Annotated in this window: 18 protein-coding genes; 11 read left to right on the top strand and 7 right to left on the bottom strand. The window is 73.3% G+C overall.

Features of this window, described 5'->3' with window-relative positions; translation table 11 throughout:
- Window positions 1-44 precede the first annotated feature (44 nt).
- Both BLT52_RS21775 and holA read left to right on the top strand, forming a co-directional pair.
- Window positions 45-2,399 (top strand): ComEC/Rec2 family competence protein, encoded by a 2,355-nt coding sequence (locus BLT52_RS21775; protein WP_090595869.1) that lies wholly within the window; start codon window positions 45-47, stop codon window positions 2,397-2,399.
- 40 nt (window positions 2,400-2,439) lie between these two features.
- Complete coding sequence (gene holA / locus BLT52_RS19640) at window positions 2,440-3,417, top strand: DNA polymerase III subunit delta (RefSeq protein ID WP_090595868.1); 978 nt, start codon at window positions 2,440-2,442, stop codon at window positions 3,415-3,417.
- An 81-nt stretch (window positions 3,418-3,498) separates the two neighbouring features.
- Here the strand turns inward: holA and rpsT are convergent, their stop codons facing one another.
- The 4 genes from rpsT to BLT52_RS19620 form a co-directional block, all read right to left on the bottom strand.
- The gene (gene rpsT, locus BLT52_RS19635; RefSeq protein WP_090595866.1) at window positions 3,499-3,762 is read right to left on the bottom strand and encodes a 30S ribosomal protein S20; all 264 of its coding nucleotides are present in this window, start codon (window positions 3,760-3,762) and stop codon (window positions 3,499-3,501) included.
- A 239-nt stretch (window positions 3,763-4,001) separates the two neighbouring features.
- A complete protein-coding gene (locus tag BLT52_RS19630; RefSeq protein WP_090595865.1) occupies window positions 4,002-4,727 on the bottom strand; it encodes a hypothetical protein in 726 nt (241 codons plus the stop codon).
- Window positions 4,728-4,782: 55 nt separating this feature from the next.
- Window positions 4,783-5,430: a class F sortase gene (locus tag BLT52_RS19625; protein ID WP_231946411.1), complete on the bottom strand. Its 648-nt coding sequence runs from the start codon at window positions 5,428-5,430 to the stop codon at window positions 4,783-4,785.
- A complete protein-coding gene (locus BLT52_RS19620) occupies window positions 5,427-6,170 on the bottom strand; it encodes a DUF4397 domain-containing protein (RefSeq protein ID WP_090595863.1) in 744 nt (247 codons plus the stop codon). Before BLT52_RS19620 ends, BLT52_RS19625 begins: the two co-directional genes overlap by 4 nt.
- A 152-nt stretch (window positions 6,171-6,322) precedes the next feature.
- Between BLT52_RS19620 and BLT52_RS19615 the strand changes: the two genes are divergently transcribed.
- The 9 genes from BLT52_RS19615 to BLT52_RS19575 all read left to right on the top strand — a co-directional run bounded on the left by BLT52_RS19615 (window position 6,323) and on the right by BLT52_RS19575 (window position 14,220).
- A complete protein-coding gene (locus tag BLT52_RS19615) occupies window positions 6,323-7,132 on the top strand; it encodes a hypothetical protein (RefSeq protein WP_090595862.1) in 810 nt (269 codons plus the stop codon).
- Window positions 7,133-7,137: 5 nt separating this feature from the next.
- Window positions 7,138-8,025 carry a CopD family protein gene (locus tag BLT52_RS19610; protein ID WP_157677248.1) on the top strand — a complete coding sequence of 296 codons (888 nt, stop codon included), beginning with the start codon at window positions 7,138-7,140 and terminating at the stop codon, window positions 8,023-8,025.
- 104 nt (window positions 8,026-8,129) lie between these two features.
- Entirely contained in the window at window positions 8,130-8,324 is a 195-nt protein-coding gene (locus BLT52_RS19605) for a DUF5302 family protein (RefSeq protein WP_090595859.1), read from the top strand.
- A gap of 70 nt (window positions 8,325-8,394) precedes the next feature.
- A complete protein-coding gene (gene lepA / locus BLT52_RS19600; protein ID WP_090595857.1) occupies window positions 8,395-10,266 on the top strand; it encodes a translation elongation factor 4 in 1,872 nt (623 codons plus the stop codon).
- Window positions 10,267-10,276: 10 nt separating this feature from the next.
- Window positions 10,277-11,179, top strand: a complete 903-nt coding sequence (locus tag BLT52_RS19595; RefSeq protein ID WP_090595856.1) for a hypothetical protein — start codon at window positions 10,277-10,279, stop codon at window positions 11,177-11,179.
- The gene (locus BLT52_RS19590; protein WP_090595854.1) at window positions 11,179-12,021 is read left to right on the top strand and encodes a YqjF family protein; all 843 of its coding nucleotides are present in this window, start codon (window positions 11,179-11,181) and stop codon (window positions 12,019-12,021) included. Before BLT52_RS19595 ends, BLT52_RS19590 begins: the two co-directional genes overlap by 1 nt.
- 1 nt (window position 12,022) lies before the next feature.
- Entirely contained in the window at window positions 12,023-12,220 is a 198-nt protein-coding gene (locus tag BLT52_RS19585) for a hypothetical protein (protein WP_090595852.1), read from the top strand.
- An 847-nt stretch (window positions 12,221-13,067) separates the two neighbouring features.
- The gene (locus BLT52_RS19580; protein WP_157677246.1) at window positions 13,068-13,397 is read left to right on the top strand and encodes a hypothetical protein; all 330 of its coding nucleotides are present in this window, start codon (window positions 13,068-13,070) and stop codon (window positions 13,395-13,397) included.
- Window positions 13,398-13,470: 73 nt separating this feature from the next.
- Entirely contained in the window at window positions 13,471-14,220 is a 750-nt protein-coding gene (locus tag BLT52_RS19575; RefSeq protein WP_090595849.1) for a hypothetical protein, read from the top strand.
- 22 nt (window positions 14,221-14,242) lie between these two features.
- Here BLT52_RS19575 and BLT52_RS19570 read toward each other — a convergent pair whose 3' ends face one another.
- Genes BLT52_RS19570 through BLT52_RS19560 form a run of 3 tightly spaced genes read right to left on the bottom strand, consistent with a single transcriptional unit; the run spans window position 14,243 to window position 17,430 of the window.
- Window positions 14,243-15,613, bottom strand: coding sequence for an ABC transporter substrate-binding protein (locus tag BLT52_RS19570; protein ID WP_090595847.1), 1,371 nt, complete (start codon window positions 15,611-15,613; stop codon window positions 14,243-14,245).
- Between the two features lie 19 nt (window positions 15,614-15,632).
- Window positions 15,633-16,523 (bottom strand): carbohydrate ABC transporter permease, encoded by an 891-nt coding sequence (locus BLT52_RS19565; protein ID WP_090595846.1) that lies wholly within the window; start codon window positions 16,521-16,523, stop codon window positions 15,633-15,635.
- Window positions 16,510-17,430, bottom strand: coding sequence for a carbohydrate ABC transporter permease (locus BLT52_RS19560; protein WP_231946410.1), 921 nt, complete (start codon window positions 17,428-17,430; stop codon window positions 16,510-16,512). Before BLT52_RS19560 ends, BLT52_RS19565 begins: the two co-directional genes overlap by 14 nt.
- Window positions 17,431-17,444 lie beyond the last annotated feature (14 nt).

Genomic DNA, 17,444 nt, shown 5'->3' with positions numbered 1-17,444 from the left:
CGGGCGGTGCGACCGACCGGGCCCGGGAGCGCGACGGTGCGGAGGTGCACCCCGCGACCGAGGAGACCCTCCCGCCCGCACCACCGGTCGCCCCGCACGACCTGCGGATGCTGGTCCCCGCCGCCGTGACGTGGCTCACCACCTGGGTGGCCACCGCGGAGCAGGGTCTCCTGGTGGGCGCGGTGGTGCTGGTCGGGCTGGTCACCACGGGGCTGGCGGCGCGCCGCCGCTCCGCGCTGCTGGGCGCGGTGGCCCTGCTGCTGGTGGCCGGCTCCGCGGTCGGGGTGCTGCGCGTCCAGGCGCTGCGCTCGGGGCCGCTGCCCGCCTTGGCCGCGGACGAGGCCATGGTCGAGGTGGAGGTGGTGACGGGCACCGACCTCCAGGTCTCCACCGGCCCGGGCGGGGACGTCGGTTGGGTGCGCGGTGAGCTCCGCCGGGTGCAGGGCCGGGGTCAGGACCACAGGCTGCGGGCGCCGGTGGTGGTCCTGGTGACCGGGGAGCGGATCGAGGCCTGGCGCGGGCTGGTCGCGGGGTCCAGGGTGCGGGCCGAGGCGCGGCTGGCCGGCCCGGACCGGGGATCCGACGTGGCGGCGGTGGTGCGGATCCGGGGTGCGCCCGAGCTGGTCGCCCCACCGGGACCGGGCCTGCTGCTGGTCGAGCGCGTGCGGGCGGGGCTGCGGGACGCGGTGGGACCACGGACGGAGGAGCAGCGCGCCCTGGTCCCGGCGCTGGTGCTGGGCGACACCTCGGCCATGACCGAGGAGCTCGAGCAGCGGTTCGCCGCCACCGGTCTGGTGCACCTGACCGCGGTCTCGGGGGCCAACCTGACCCTGCTGCTGGTCTTCCTGCTGGGTCTGGCCCGCGCGGTCGGCGTGCGCGGCTGGTGGCTGCGGCTGCTGGGACTGCTCGGGGTCGGAGTCTTCGTCGCCCTCTGCCGCACCGAGCCCAGCGTGCTCCGCGCTGCGGCCATGGGTCTGGTGGCCCTGGCCGCCCTGGGGCTGGGCGGACGCGGGGAGCGGCGGGGGCTGCGGCACCTCTGCGTCGCGGTCACCGTGCTGCTGCTGCTCGACCCCTGGCTGTCCCGCTCGGCCGGGATGGCGCTGTCGGTGCTGGCCTCGGCGGGGATCGTGTGGTGGGCGGGGCGGTGGGCCGCCGAGCTGTCCGGGTGGCTTCCGCGCTGGGTGGCGGAGTCGGTGGCGGTCCCGCTCGCGGCCCAGCTGGCCACCCAGCCCGTGGCCACCGCCATCTCCGGCCAGGTCAGCGCCGCCGGACTGGTGGCCAACATGGCCGCCGCCCCCTTCGTCGGGCCGGCCACCGTGCTGGGGTTCGCCGCCGCCGGGGCCTCGCTGCTGTGGGCACCGCTGGCGGAGTTCGTCGCCCTGGGAGCGGCCCTCAGCGCCCAGGGGATCCTGGTGGTGGCCGACGTCGGTGCCTCGCTGCCCGGCGCGCTGTGGGTGTGGCCGGTGACGCCCTGGTCGGTCGCGGTGCTGGTGGCCGGCTGCGTCCTGGTCGCGGCGGTGGTGCCGGTGCTGCTGCGCCGGTGGTGGGCCTGCCTGCTGCTGGCGGTGCTGATGGTGCTGGCCCTGCTCCGCAGCCCGGTCCAGCCCGGCTGGCCGCCCGAGCGGTGGTTCCTGGTCGCCTGCGACGTCGGGCAGGGCGACGCCGTGCTGCTGCGCGCCGGGGTGCGTGCCGCCGTGGTGGTGGACGCCGGGCCGGACCCGGTGGCGGTCGACCGGTGCCTGAGCCGGCTCGGGGTGGTCGAGGTGCCGCTCCTGGTCCTCTCCCACTTCCACGCCGACCACGTCGACGGCCTCCCCGGGGTGCTCGGTGGACGCCGGGTGGGTGCGGTGCTGGTCTCCCCTCTGGCCCAGCCGCTCCAGCAGCACCGGCAGGTGCAGGAGCAGCTCGCCGCCGCCGGCCTCTCCGCGCGGGTGGCGGTGCCGGGGTCGACCTGGCAGGTGGGGGAGGTGAGCTGGCGCACGCTCGGTCCCGCCGAGGTGGCGGCGGTGCCCCTCGGCGACGACGGGTCGGGGGAGTCCCCGGCGGAGAACGACGCCAGCGTGGTGGCCCTGGCCACGGTCTCCGGCGTCCGGGTCCTGCTGACCGGCGACATCGGCGCGGAGGCCCAGCAGCGGCTGGTCGGCACGGCCGGGCTGGAGGCCGACGTCCTCAAGGTGCCCCACCACGGCTCCGCCGACCAGGACCCGGGGTTCCTGCGGGCCAGCGGTGCCGCCCTCGCGGTGGCCAGCGCGGGGCGGGACAACTCCTACGGCCACCCCGCGGCCCGGACGCTGCAGCTGCTCGAGACCAGCGGCACCCGGGTGCTGCGCACCGACACCTCCGGCTCGGTGGCCCTGTCCGGCGGCCCGGACGCGGTCCGTGTCACCACCGAGCGCTGAGCGGGGCGCGGGTGTCGGTGCGGGCTGGCATGCTGAGGGCGTGGCAGTCAGGGAGTCGGTCCTCGGCCGGGTGGTGCTGGTCAGCGGGCCGGAGAGCCTGCTCGCCGAGCGCGCGGTCAACGAGCTGGTCAACGCGGCACGTGGGGAGGCCCCCGACGCCGACCTGCACGACGTCGAGGCGCCCCAGCTGAACTCCGGTCAGCTGGCTGAGATCACCGGTGGGTCGCTGTTCGCCAGCTCCTCCGTCGCCGTCGTCCGCGACCTGGCCAACCTCCCCGCCGAGCTGGCCGACCAGGTGCTGCAGCTGGCCCAGGCGCCGGAGCCCGAGTGCGCCGTGGTGCTGGTGCACGGGGGCGGGGTGAAGGGCAAGGGCCTGCTGGACAAGCTGAAGAAGGCCGGCGTCCAGGTGGTCGACTGCCCGTCGCTGAAGGCGTGGGAGCTGCCGCAGTTCGTCACCGCGGAGGTGCGACGGGCCCGCTCCCGGATCGAGGCCCCCGCCGCCACCCTGCTGGTCGAGGCGGTCGGTCACGACCTCCGCGCCCTGGCCGGTGCGGTCTCCCAGCTGGTGGCCGACGCCGACGGGCCGGAGATCACCGACGCGCTGGTCCGCCGCTACTTCGGCGGGCGGGCCGAGGTGACCAGCTTCGCGGTGGCCGACGCCGCCCTGGCCGGGCGGACCGACCAGGCGATGGAGCAGCTGCGGTGGGCGCTGGGCACGGGGGTGGCCCACGTGCTGGTCAGCAGCGCGCTGGCCTCGGGGCTGCGGGGGCTGGGCAAGCTGGTCAGCCTGCCCTCCACCGGGATGAGGGACGGCGACATCGCTCGCGAGGTCGGGGTGCCGCCGTGGAAGATCAAGTCGATGCGCCAGCAGCTGCGGGGCTGGGACCAGCCGGGTCTGGCCCGGGCCATATCGATCGTGGCCCGCGCCGACGCCGACATCAAGGGTGCCGCCAACGACCCCGACTACGCCCTGGAGAGCGCGGTGCTCGGGGTGACCCGCTGCCGCACCGGCCGCTGACCCGCGACGGGTCCGGGGACGACGACGAGCCCGACCACCAGGGGTGATCGGGCTCGTCCACCGGTCCGGGGACCGGTGGGGTCAGCTGAGAGCGGCCGCCTTGGAGGCGATGGCCGACTTGCGGTTCGCCGCCTGGTTGGGGTGGATGACACCCTTGGAGGCAGCCTTGTCGAGCTTGCGGCAGGCCACCTGTGCGGCCGCCTGGGCCTTCACGGTGTCGCCGGCCTCGACGGCCTCGCGGAAGCGGCGGATCGACGTCTTCAGGTTCGTCTTCACAGCCTTGTTGCGCAGACGAGCCTTCTCGTTCGTCTTGATGCGCTTCATCTGGGACTTGATGTTCGCCACTGGGCAAGCCTCTGGTCTGGTCGATCTGGTCTGGTCGGTGGTGCTCCTACGACGGCGTGAGCCGTCCCCGGAGCGACAGTGCACTCTACCAACCCGGCTCCGAGCGGCCAAACGAGCCGACCGGGCTCACCCCGGCAGGGGCTGCAGGGCGCCGTCCACCACCACCTGCTCAGGACGCAGCCACCGCGCCACCCGCTCCTGGACCGCGGAGACCGTGGGGGCGTCGGCCACCCTCACCCTCACGTGCAGCACCCCTCCACGCCCATCCCGCTGAGGGTGAGCAGCCCGAGATCCTCCGCGTCCACCGACAGCGCGTCCCGGGCGGCCCTCGTCGCCTCCTGGGTGGGCAGGTCGCGCTGGACCACGCAGAGCCCGCCGGACCACACCCGGCGCAGCTCGGCGTGGGCCTCCTCCGCGTCCCCGGTGACCAGCACGTTGACCATCGAGTCGCCGTCGGAGACGTAGGACGTCACGTACCCGTCCAGGTCCTCCAGCGCCCGCCCGAGCGCCGCCTGGTCCCCCTCGCTCGACCGGTCGCCGCCGCGGTACGGGTCCTCGCACAGCCGGGGGTGCTCCGGGTCGGGGACCGGGCTCGGCTCCGGGACGCCGTCCGGACGCGAGCTGCTGGGCGGCCGGTCGAGGGTGAACGTGGAGCCGTCGTAGGTCCCCACCACGTAGGCGGAGCCCCAGGTAACGCCGGCCGACCGCTCGACGCCCTCGACGTCGTCCCAGTCCAGCCCGACCACGGTCGGTCCACCGCACTGCGGCGGGTAGGACTCCTGGACCGGCCCGAGGCACAGCTCCGGCTCCGTGTCGGCCTGCTGCAGCAGCGTGGCGCCGCCCCAGAGCAGCTGGTCGGGGTCCGGTGCGGGGGTGGCGGCCGGGACCGCGTCCGGGCCGGGGGCGGAGCAGGCGGAGAGCAGCAGCAGGCACGAGAGCCCGAGCACACGGTTCACGGGGCCCACGGCGCCTCCTTCCTCACCGTCGACCCTGCCACAGCAGCCTCGGCCGGGACAGCCCTCAGCGGACCGGCCGGGCCACCACCACGAGGTTCTCCGGGTACCCGCCGCGGGCCGCGTCGTAGGCGCCGACGCAGGTCAGCAGCACCAGGCGCGGGTCGCCGTCGGCGTCGAAGACCTCGCCGTCGTCGACCAGGTCGGTACGAGGCACCCGCCGAACCTCGCTCACCCGGTAGGCCTGACGGCCTTCCCCTGCGCTCAGCACCACCTCGTCCCCGACCTCGGTCGACCACAGCCGGTGGAACAGACCGAACCCGTCCAGGGAGTCCACGTGACCGGCCACCACGACCGAGCCGAAGGGGTCGCCCACCCAGGAGCTCCCGTCCCACCACCCGACCTGGCTCACGTCCTCGGGGACCACCAGCTCGGCCCCGACCGTGCTGACCGGGACGACCGGGGCCTCGACGCCCCCGGGCAACCCGATCCGCTCGGGCACGAAGCGGGACGAGGCCCGCTCGGCCTGCGGTGCCTCGCTCGCCACCGGGACCGGGCTCGAGGCAGCGGCGACCGGGTCGGAGGCGTCCCCGCCCGGTGCCCCGCCCCGTGCCCCGGACGGTGCCACCGGCGCGGCGCAGCCGAGCAGCAGGAGGGGGACCAGCAGCGACGCCGCCGCGCCGGAGCCCACCCGCACCGAGCGGGGGAGCCTCACCGCCGGTCGAGCAACCGGTCCGCGAGACCGCCGCGCCCGGTGTCCACCGACTGCGGCCGCCCGCTGCCGGAGGTGCCGGTGCGGATCACGTGCGAGGCCACGTCCATGGTGTCGTCCTCGGGGTCGCCGACGGCGTACACCCGGGTCAGCGCCCCGGCGGTCAGCTCGAGCTCCAGCGGGCCGAGGACGGCGGGGGAGGTCTGGCCGGTGGGCACGATGTCGACCTCGTAGGAGCCGGCGGGCACCACCTCGTAGAGGTACTCACCGTTGGCGACGTTGGCGAAGAGCACCTCGCCGTCGACGCGGATGTCGGCCGGGGGCACCGCGGCGGTGTGCGCCACCGCGACCGCGGCCCGTCCCCGCTGCACCGCCGAGAGGTCGTTGGGGTACTCCGTCACCACCGGGTCCCCGTCGGCCGTGGCCGGGAGGTGCAGCACCACGTCGGAGCTGTCGCCGGCCTCCAGCTGGACGCTGCTGCTCACCTCGCTGCCGTCCTCGGTGGTGAAGGTGACCTGTCGCTCGCCGGCGGCCACGTCGAACGGCCCGGCCACCTCGGTGGCGGCCAGCCCCTCGGTGACGGGGTCGCCGTCCACGCTGACCGTGACCGACCCCTCGGCCAGCCCGTGCACCAGGTAGATGCTCGCCTCGTCCGCCGCCGCGCTGCGCACCGGGGCCAGCGCCCCGGCGACCACCACGCCCAGCGCCACGCCGGCGAGCACGGCTCGTCCGCTCCGACTCATGTGATTCCCCCGAATCGCGTCGACCGCGGCCTGGACAGCCGTGGGTCGTCCCAACCCCGCCCAGCCTGACCGGGGTTCGCCTAGTCTAGGCCGCGGACGCCCCGCGCAGGGGTGGTCCGCAGAATCGAGCCGCACTCGGGGGAGGTGGCGCAGTGTCCCACCGGCGTGCCGTCGCACGGCGCCTGCTCGGCGGGGTGGCCGTCGCCCTGCTGCTCGCGGCCGCGGTCGCCTCGGCCCTCCCGGGGGCTTCGCGCTCCACCGCAACCCCGCCGGAGCCCACGTCGGCCACCGCGGGCCCGTCGCCGTCGGCCGGCGGCGCGCCCTCGGACGGTTCCTCCGCCGGCAGCACCCCCTCGGGGAGCGCCGACGAGGAGGACCGCCGGACCACCGACGTCCCGCCGGTCCCGCTGCCCACCTCCGGACCGTGGCTGACCGAGCCGGGGTCCCTGCTGGTCGCCGTGCCCGAACGCGACGGATCCTTCACCGTGGTGGAGCGGGTGCTGCTGCCGGAGCCGGCGACCGGGCTCGAGCTCGCCCCGCCCGACCTCGCCGGCGCCGGCTCCTCCTTCGAGGGCACCACCCCCGAGGCCTCCGACCTGCAGGTCAGCGCCGGGGGCCAGCCGGTGCGGGCGGTGAGCACCGTGGACGGGCCCGTGCCGCTGACCTGGGACGTCCCCACCGACCGGGTGGAGCTGCGCTACCGGCTGACCGGTGCGACCGTGATGTCCACCCCGTCGGTCCCCGGACGCGCGCTGGGCGCCGTCGCCCCGCTCGCCGGGCCGGAGGCCTCGGAGCCGGTGGTGCTCGTGGTCACCGGGCCGTCGGTGCTCAACCTCAGCTGCCCGCTGCTGCCGGACCCCACCTGCTCCGCGACCGGTGACGGGTTCCTCACCCTCAGCGAGCCGCTGCCGCCGGAGCAGTCGCTGGTGCTGGTCCAGCTCGACCTGCCCACGCCGGGCTGATCGTGGTGCCGGATCCTGACCTGCTGCTGGCTGGAGCCAGCCTTGTGCTGCTCCACCTCGGTCTCGCCCTGCTCGTCGGCGCGGTCGTGGCCTGGGCCTGGCTGTGGCCGACCCGCTGGCTCGCGCGTGTGGCCGGCGCCGGCGCCGGTGCGGCCGCCCTGGCGACGCTGGCCGTCCCGCTGGCGGACCTGCTGGCCGGGCGCCCGGTCGAGGACGTGCTGCAGCGCCCCGACGTCCCCTGGCTGCTGCTCCGGCTGGCGCTGCTGGCGCTCGCCCTGTTCTTCGGTCCCGAGCTGGCGCGGGCCTCCCGGGGCGGGCGGTGGCGCCCCGGCGCGCCGGGGGTGACGGTGGTGCTGGTCCTGACGGTGGTGCTCGGGCTGACCGTGGTGCTGCCCGCCGACGGCGGCCAGGGGCCACGGTCCGTGCTGGCGGCGGTCCTGCTGCTGGCCCACGTCCTCGCGGCCGCGGCCTGGTTCGGCGGGCTGCTGGTGCTGGCGCTCTCGCTGCTGCCCCGGGCGACCGCCGACGCCGGCGAGCTCGCCCTGGAGCGCTTCGCCCGGCTGGCCACGACCTGTCTGGCGGTGCTCGCGCTGACCGGCGTGGTGGACGCGCTGCTGACCACCGGCGGACCGTGGCCCCTGGTGGTCTCCTGGTACGGCCTGGTGCTGGTGGTCAAGGTGCTGGTGGTCGTGGCGGTGCTGGTGCTGCACCGCCGGGTCCGCCGCTACCTGTCGCTGGCCGGCCAGCGCCGGCGGCAGGGTCGCGAGCCCTCCCGCGGACGCGCCCACCAGCTGCGCCGGCTGGTCCGGGTGGTCGGGGCGGAGGCGGTGCTGGCCGTCGCCGTGCTGGGCCTGAGCGCGGCGCTGGTCGCCCTGGCCCCGCTGCCGGGCTGACGTGGTCCTGCCACCCGCAGCGGTCACGGCGCCAACCCGGTGGCGGAGCCCTTACACGGCAGGGCAGAGTGGGGCCCCCACCGGACGACGACGAAGGAGCTCCCATGACCGGACCAGGAGCGAAGGGCCCCGAGGACGACGTCAAGCGGCGCATGCGCGAGGCGCTGGACAAGAAGAAGCAGAAGTCCCACCCGACGTCGGCCGGCTCCAACCCCGACGGCAGCGAGCGGATGCACCCGGTGGAGGGCCACATCCCCACCGCGATGCACCGGCGCAAGGCCGGCGGCGGCGGCGCCTGAGCGCTGACTTTGGCTCGCGGTGCCGGGGTGGGAGGATGGACGTCAGTCCAGCCCCCACCTTGGAGCACCGTTGACCACACGCGCGACCGCCAGTCCGCCCGCCCCGGGTGCGACCGACCCCGCGATCATCCGCAACTTCAGCATCATCGCCCACATCGACCACGGCAAGTCGACGCTGGCCGACCGGATGCTGCAGCTGACCGGCGTGGTGGACGAGCGGGCTGCCCGCGCCCAGTACCTGGACCGGATGGACATCGAGCGCGAGCGCGGCATCACCATCAAGTCCCAGGCCGTCCGGATGCCGTGGGTGGCCGACCTCGGTGAGGGCGAGAAGCCCTACGTGCTCAACATGATCGACACCCCCGGCCACGTCGACTTCACCTACGAGGTGTCCCGCTCGCTGCAGGCCTGCGAGGGTGCGCTGCTGCTGGTCGACGCCGCGCAGGGCATCGAGGCCCAGACGCTGGCCAACCTCTACCTGGCGCTGGACAACGACCTGACGATCATCCCGGTGCTCAACAAGATCGACCTGCCCAACGCCCAGCCCGACAAGTACGCCGCCGAGCTGGCCGGCATCATCGGCTGCCAGCCGTCGGACGTGTTCCGGGTCTCGGCCAAGACCGGGATGGGCGTCCGGGAGCTGCTGGACGAGATCGTGATCCAGGTGCCCGCCCCGCAGGGTCGCGCCGACGCCCCGGCCCGCGCCCTGATCTTCGACTCCGTCTACGACACCTACCGCGGCGTGGTCACCTACGTCCGGGTCATCGACGGCGAGCTCAGCCACCGCGAGAAGGTGCTGATGATGTCGACCAAGGCGGCCCACGAGACCCTCGAGGTCGGCGTGATCTCACCCGAGCCGGTCAAGTCGCCGTCGCTCGGGGTGGGTGAGGTGGGCTACCTGATCACCGGGGTCAAGGACGTCCGCCAGTCCCGGGTGGGTGACACCGTCACCACCAGCGTCCGCCCGGCCACCGAGGCGCTCGGCGGCTACCGCCACCCCAACCCGATGGTCTACGCCGGTCTGTTCCCCATCGACGGGGCCGACTTCCCCGAGCTGCGCGAGGCGCTGGACAAGCTGCTGCTCAACGACGCCGCGCTGACCTACGAGCCGGAGAGCTCCGGCGCCCTCGGGTTCGGGTTCCGGATCGGCTTCCTGGGGCTGCTGCACATGGAGATCGTCCGGGAGCGGCTGGAGCGGGAGTTCAACCTCGACCTGATCTCCACCGCCCCCAACGTGGTCTACCGGGTGCGGATGGAGGACGGCCGGGAGATGGTCGTCACCAACCCCAGCGAGTACCCGACCGACGGCAAGCTGGCCGAGGTGTACGAGCCGGTGGTGAGGGCGACGATCCTCAGCCCGGCGGAGTACATCGGCGTGATCCTGGAGCTGTGCCAGGCCCGTCGCGGCATCCAGCTCGGGCTGGACTACCTGTCCGAGGACCGGGTCGAGATCCGCTACACGCTGCCGCTGGCCGAGATCGTCTTCGACTTCTTCGACGCGCTGAAGTCCCGCACCAAGGGCTACGCCAGCCTGGACTACGACGAGGCCGGCGAGGAGGCCGCCGACCTGGTCAAGGTCGACATCCTGCTGCACGGTGAGCCCGTGGACGCCTTCTCCTCCATCGTCCACCGCGACAAGGCCTACGGCTACGGGGTGATGATGGCGGGCAAGCTCAAGGAGCTGATCCCGCGCCAGCAGTTCGAGGTGCCGATCCAGGCCGCCATCGGGGCCCGCGTGATCGCCCGGGAGACCATCCGCGCCATCCGCAAGGACGTGCTCGCCAAGTGCTACGGCGGTGACATCACCCGCAAGCGCAAGCTGCTGGAGAAGCAGAAGGAGGGCAAGAAGCGGATGAAGATGGTGGGCCGCGTCGAGGTCCCCCAGGAGGCCTTCGTCGCCGCGCTGTCGACCACCGAGCCGACCAAGGCGGAGAAGAAGTAGCCTCCGACCCATGTCCGCACCCCCGGTGACCCCCTGGCAGGGCGGCCGTCTGGTGCGCTTCGGGCCGCCGCGGGTGCTCTTCGGCCGCAGCTACGAGGACCAGCGGATCGAGCTGGAGGCCTTCGGGGCCCCCGGTCGGGTCTGCGTCATCGCCGCCTCCGGGGAGGTGGCCGCGGCCTGCGCCGCCGCCGGGCACCGGGTGACCGCCGTGGACATCAACCCCCACCAGCTCGCCTACGCCCGCCGACGGCTGGGCGAGGGGGAGTCGGTGCGCGGGTCGGCGGAGTCGCTGATGACCGCGGGCCGCTCGATGCTCCGCCCGGTGGCGCCGGGGTGGCGGCTACGACGGCTCTGGCCGGTCCTCCAGACCGCCGGACCGGAGGAGGCCCTGGCCTACTGGCGCCGGCACCTGGACACCCGGGTGGTGCGCTGGCTGGTCGCCGGGGCGCTGCGTCCGGGGACGTTCGCCGCCCGGATCCTGACCAAGGAGTTCGGCCGCTTCATCCCCCGCCGCTTCGACGACATCCTCCGGGCGCGGCTGGCCCGGGGGCTGGGCCGGCACGGCATGCGGGACAACCGGTTCGCCTGGCGGCTGCTGTCGGGGGAGGAGCAGCCCGGCTGGCGGCTGCCCGACGTCGACCCCGACCAGATCTCCTGGGTGGCCCGGGACGTGGCCGGCCACCTGGAGTCGGTGCCGGTGGGCCACTACGACGCGGTGGCCCTGTCCAACGTCCTCGACGGCGCCCCGCCGGAGTACGGCGCGCGGCTCAAGGTCGCGGTCCGCCACGCGGTGCGTCCCGGCGGGGCGGTGGTGCTGCGCTCCCTGGCCGAGCCGGCCCCCGGCGACTCCGGCCTCGCCGCCGACGACGCCGCCCTGATCTGGGGCAGCGTCACCACCACCTGGGGGTCCTGATGGTCGTCGTCCACCCGCCCACCTGGCCGCTGCGCACCGCCGCCCGGCTCCTGGGCCGCGGCCTGAACCGGCTGCAACGCGCCCCGCTGGCCGTCGACGCCCACCTCCGGCACGCGCTGGCCCTCAGCTGGGCCGTCCCACCGGCGACGGTGGCCGACCTGCCCGACCCCGGCCTGGCCCTGGACACCCACACCGGCGCCGACGGCCGCGAGTGGGCGTTCCTGGCCGCGACCGTGCTGGAGCTGACCGACGTCCGACCGCACGGGGTGCCACCGGCCCTCGGCAGCGGGTCGACGGTGCTGCTCACCTGGTCGGTGTTCTGCACCACCACGGCCCGCTCGGGACCGCGTACCGCCCGCGGCCGGGTGCTGCGCGGGCTGCGTCCGCTGGCCGGCTGGTCCAGCGGCTGGGCGTCGGTGCTGGGGGGCCAGCTCACCAGCCGGGCCCCGCACGGACGCCTCGACGGGCGGTTCTCCCCGGTGGGCCAGCAGCTGCAGCTGGACGTCCGCTCCGGGGACGGCGCCGGCGACCTCGCCCTCACCGCGCACCCGGGTGAGGAGCGGGTGCCCGCCGGCGGCGTCCTGCCCGACGCCCGCACCGCCCGCCGGTTCGCCCCGCCACCCAACCGCTTCTCACCCGACCCCGACGGGGTCGTGGTGGTGACCACGCGTCCGGACGTCCCCCAGCCCGCGCCGGTCGCGGTGGACCTCCGCCGGGCCGCCTTCCTCGAGCGCGGCCGGTTCGCTGGGGCGGACGCCCGGCTGAGCGCCGCCTTCGTGCTGCAGGACGTGGACTACGGTTGGCGTGCCGGTGAGCTCCACCGCACCCGAGGAGGAGACTGACGTGCGCAGGACGTGGATGCTGGTGCTCGGGGCGATCGCGCTGGTGATCGGTGGCGTGTGGTCGCTGCAGGGTGCGGGGGTGCTGCCGGGGAGCTTCATGACCGGCGACAGCACCTGGCTGGTGATCGGCCTGGTCCTGGTCGTGGTCGGGCTGGTGCTGCTCGTGCTGGGTCTGCGTCGTCGGGCCCCGCGCCCCTAAGTCCCTCAAGCCGGAAGAGCCACTCGGCGGGCCGTGGGTTCCGGCAGCATGGGACGTGAGGGAAAGGATTCCTCGGTAAGCTGCGCTGAGTTCGTGCGGCCCCGCAGGTGGTGCTCATCACCTGGCCAGCCGTGCCTGTGTGATCATCTCTCTGTCCGGGATGCTCAAGTGATACCGGTTGTGCGGCTACCGGCTCGGCTGGTGGTGCCTGGGCGACAACGTTGACGCCGGGGCGCAGCCACCGAGACGGCCGATGAAACTCGCTGCGAACCCATTGCGCCGGAGTAGTGCCAGCGCCGAAGGAGCGGGTTCCAGCCACGCTGTCCTTTACCTGACTACTCTCCGGTCCGCGATGGCCCGAGAACCAGGCAACGGCACCTCAGCTCGTTGGCAGGTCGTGGAAGACGCTGAGCTTCTTCGTTCTTCACCGCAACCCCAGTTGGGGTGCGATGCTTTTGCGGACGAAGGGAAGAAGCTCATGGTCGCCCAAAACTCAGGACCGAGGCTGACGACAGCGGTGTTGTTGCTGTTGCTGTGCGGGTGCGCCCCGGGTGCATCCACCGATCAAGCTGATCCGCCGGATCCGGTCACGAGCGTGCAGGCGTCGCCGAGCGCAACCGCCTCGAGTGCCATTCCGACACCGGGCGAGTCGGCGAACACCAGTTCCTCGGCCACGCCGACTCCTTCTGACCCGCTGAGCCCGACAGGTACCGAGTCCTCCAGCTCAACGCCCTCGCAGACCCCTAGTCCGTCAGCTGCAGCGGGCGCGCCCAAGCAACTCGACTCAGCGACCGACTTCCACGAGGGAGCCGCAGGCTGGGAGGAAGGGCGCTGGGAGCTACCTCAGGTGGGAGAGGTGACGGGACTGGCGACGCTCGTCTCGGACTGCTCGAACCGAGATGAAGTCGTCGAGTTCCGCGCGAACGGGGACTGGGACACCTTCAGCTTCCGCGCGGCACCCGGAGTCGAGGCGGATTCCTCAGACCTCGAGCTGACGGTGGATTTGTACAACGGCTCCGACTTCATCGATGGGGTGACAGTCGCCTACGGCAAGACTGGAGGGCTCCAGGACGTCGACATCAGTGAGGTCAGTGCTCTGAAGATCGTCGCACGAGTCAAGGACGGCGAGTGCCAGGGCGAGACTCAAGCCGTGCTCTACGACATGTCAGTGACCTGACTTGCCCGGCGAACGGCGTTGGCTCGGCTTGGTCAAGCGGGTGGCCGGAGCCTGGACCGGTGCGGCGCTCGTCGTGAAGGTGGCGATCCTCACCCTCTTGGTCACTGCCGTCGGAGTGCTGCTGACGGTGCCGGCCGGGATGGCGGGATGGCTCGCCGTGCTGGGCGGATCAACGGACCGCGAGGCCGCGACGCACGCTTCTCCAAGGACGACGGAACAGCCCATCCCGAGCCCGAGACCGAGCCCCACAGCCGATGCGCCGACTCACGGGAAGCGAAGCTGCTTCGACGTCGCGCTCGTGGAGGTCTCCTGCAACCTCCCTCACCGGGCGGAGTCGGTGCCGGACCTAGACTGCGACCGCGCGACCGTCTTCGGCTTCCTGGGTGGGGTCGCGGGCGTAGATGCCTTGGCGTTCACCACTGCCGCACAAGGCGGCGACTGTCTGGTGACTGCGTTCGACGATGTGACGGGAGACTTCGCCGGAAGCGCAAGGGCTAGATCGTCCGCACCGTGGCGTCAGTGCTTCGATGGGGACATCGCGGTCATCGGGGACCGGAGCCGGATGGCGTGTGACGAGGCGCACACGATCGAGTGGATCTCGAGTCCTGACTCAGCTGAGGCAAACAGCGCAAGCTGCGAGGCTGCCGCGCACGCCTACCTGTCCAGCCCTCTCGGCAGTCATCCGGACGTCCGGGTCCGACCCTTGGTCGGGGTCGAGGTCGGATTGGGCCAAGCCCGCTGCGAGCTGTATGTCCAGTCTGGATCCAGGCTGAGCGGCACGCTGCGGAATCTGGAGAACGGCCAGCTGCCGCGAGAGCGCTGACTCGTCGGGCCGTGGGCCCGGCTCAGCCGCTGATCGCCTCGTTGGCGGCGGTCTGGGCCTCCGCCAGCGCCTCGGCCACCGGGGTGCGTCCCAGGAACATCTCGTCGAAGGACGGCTTCCAGGCCGTGAGCGCCGCCCCGTAGTTCTCACCCGTGGGGGCGCTGATCGAGGGCTGCTGGCCCTGCTCGGCGAAGAGCGACGGGTCCACGTCCTGGGCGCTCCAGTACTCCTCGAAGGAGGTCTGGGCACCCACGACCGCCGGCAGCCCGGCACCCTCCGCGCCGATGTAGGAGGCGCCCTCGGCCGAGCCCAGCCACTGCAGCACCCGGGTCGTCGCCTCGGCGTCGGCGGCGTCGGCGTTGCCGGCCACCACCACGTTGTTGACCACCGACACCCGGCCCTGCGGCCCGGCCGGGATCGGCACGATGCCCCACTCGAAGTCGGCGCCGTCGGCCACGTTCTTGAGGTTGTAGATCCCGGACTGGAACAGCGCGATCGTGCCCTGCAGGAACTGGTCGCGGGTGAAGTCGCCGTTGTCGTTGGTGTTCGAGGCCGCAGGGGAGACCCGGTGGGTGTTGATCAGGTCCACCAGGTAGCCGAAGGCGTCGCGACCCTGCGGGGAGTCGAAGACGAACCGGCCGGCCTCGTCCTGGAAGGCGCCCCCGGCCGAGCCGAGGAAGTTGTAGTAGATGCCCTGCAGGTCCTGGGCCGCGGAGTAGCCCCAGCTGCCGGGGTCGGTGCCGTCGAAGCCGTCCTCGTCGCCGCGGCGGCCGGAGCCGTCCACGGTCAGCTGCTGCAGCACCGGCAGGAAGGTGTCGCCGCTGCCCCCGCCGGGGACCCAGGTCAGGTCCGTCAGGTCCTCGGGGGTGAGGCCGGCGGCCTCGAGCAGCTCGGCGTTGTAGTAGACCGCGATGCCGCCGTCGGTGATCTGGGGCACCCCCCACAGCCGCCCGTCGCGGGTGTACTGCTCCACCGCCGGCTGGATCCAGTCCGGGCGCTGGGCGTCGAAGGCGCTGCCGATCTCCATCAGGTTGCCGTTGTCGATGTAGGGCTGGATGTAGGAGCCGTTGATCCAGAACAGGTCGTCGGCGTTGCCCCCGCCCACGTCGTTGCGCAGCTTGGTGAAGTAGTCGGCGTAGGCCACCACCGTCGTCGTGACGGCGATGTCGGGGTTCGCGGCGGTGAAGGCCTCGAAGCTCTTCTCGTAGGCCCCCGCCACCTGCTCGTCCCACAGCCGCAGGGTCACCGTCTTCTGCGCACCACCGCTGGACCCCGGTCCGGCCTCCTGCTGCTGGGCGGCCGGGGAGCAGGCGGCCACGCCGGCCGCGGCGCCGAGACCGACCGCGGAGCCGAGCAGCAGCCGTCGGGACAGCCGGGGGGTGGGTGGGGTCATGGTTCCTCCTGTGGTCGGGTCAGCGGAAGCCGGTGAGGGAGATGGAGCTGACGATGTGGCGCTGGAACAGCGCGAAGAGCACCAGCAGCGGCGCCATCGCCACCGTCGTCGCCGCCATCACCAGGGTCCAGTTGGCGTTGTACTGGCTCTGCAGCGAGGCGGTCGCCACGGTGACGGTCTGCCAGGTCGGGCCGGTGGTGATGATCAGCGGCCACATGAAGTTGTTCCAGTGGGTCACCACGGTGATGATCACCAGCGTGGCGATGATCGGGCGCGACAGCGGCACCACGATGAGCCAGAGGATGCGCCAGGTGCTGGCGCCGTCGATCCGGGCCGCGTCGATCAGGTCGGACGGGATGCCCCGGAAGTACTCCCGCAGCAGGAAGATCGCGTAGGGCGAGCCGAAGACGAAGGGCAGCACCAGCGCCCAGAAGGTGTTGCGGGCGTCCAGGGCGGTGAAGATCGAGTACAGCGGGATCACGGTGACGACCTGGGGCACCATCAGCGTGGCCAGGAACAGCCAGAACAGGGCGTCGCGCCCGCGGAAGCGCAGCCGGGCGAAGGCGAAGGCCGCCATGATCGAGAACAGCAGCTGCCCCACCACGACCACCAGCACCACCTGCGCGGTGACCACGACCGGGGAGACGAACCCGTTCTCGGCGAACAGCCGCGCGAAGTTCTCCGTCGTCGCGGGAGCCGGCGGGGCGAGCGAGGACTCCCGGGCGAACTGCTGGGGTGTCTTCAGCGCGGTCATGAAGCTGAGCACGAACGGGCCGAGGGTGACCAGCGCGCCCAGCACCAGCACCAGGTAGGTCACGGCGGCGGACAGGGGTCGGCGGCGGTGCCCGGCCAGCGCGGGGGGCACGGCCAGACCCGCCCGCCCGGCGCGGTCGGTGTCAGGAGAGGTCATAGGTCACCCGCCGGGCGAAGAAGCGCTGCTGCACCACGGTGACCACCACGAGCACCAGGAACAGGACCAGGGACATCACCGCGGCCCGGCCGAGCTGGAAGCCGCCCTGGAAGGCCTCCAGGTAGATCCGGGTGGCGATCACGTCGGTGGAGCCCTGGGGTCCGCCGTTGGGGGTGAGCGCGTAGATCTGGTCGAAGGCCTGGAAGCTGGCGATCACCCCGGTGACCAGCACGAAGAAGGTGGTCGGACCCAGCAGCGGCAGCTTGATCCGCCAGAACGTCGCCCAGGCGCCGGCCCCGTCCAGGGCGGCGGCCTCCAGCACCTGGTGCGGGATCCCGGCCAGCCCGGCCATGAAGAACAGGGTGGTGTAGCCGACCTGGGACCAGATGCTCACCGCCGCCACCAGGGGCAGCGCCAGGGCCGGGTTGGTCAGCCACTCCACGTCGGTGCCGAGCAGGGCGTTCAGCGCGCCGCCGTAGGGGGAGAAGATCCACTTCCAGACCACGCCGAGGGCCAGCGGGGCGCAGATCCAGGGGATGACGTACACCACCCGGAAGAACGACGACCCGGGCAGACCCCGGGACAGCAGCAGCGCCAGCCCCAGGCCGAGGCCGGTCTGCAGCGGGATGACCATGGCCACGAAGGCCAGGGTGACCAGCATCGAGTGCGCGAGCGTGCCCTGGCTCAGGACGTCCACCCAGTTGTCCAGGCCGACGAAGGTCATCGGGGCCAGCAGGTCCCACTGGTTCAGGCTCAGCCACACGACCACCAGGATCGGGAGCACCAGGAAGGCCAGCACGCCGGCCAGGCTCGGGGCGAGCAGCGCCCAGGCCACCGGGGCGTCGCCGCGACGACGCCGACGCACCGGTGCCGTCGGCGCTGGGTCGACGACCGGCGAGGCGCTCACCCCGGCACCCTAGT

Origin of the sequence: Auraticoccus monumenti (assembly GCF_900101785.1) — a bacterium.
Classification (GTDB): domain Bacteria; phylum Actinomycetota; class Actinomycetes; order Propionibacteriales; family Propionibacteriaceae; genus Auraticoccus; species Auraticoccus monumenti.
Note: the sequence above shows the minus strand (reverse complement) of the source record. Positions and strands in the feature narration are given on the sequence as shown.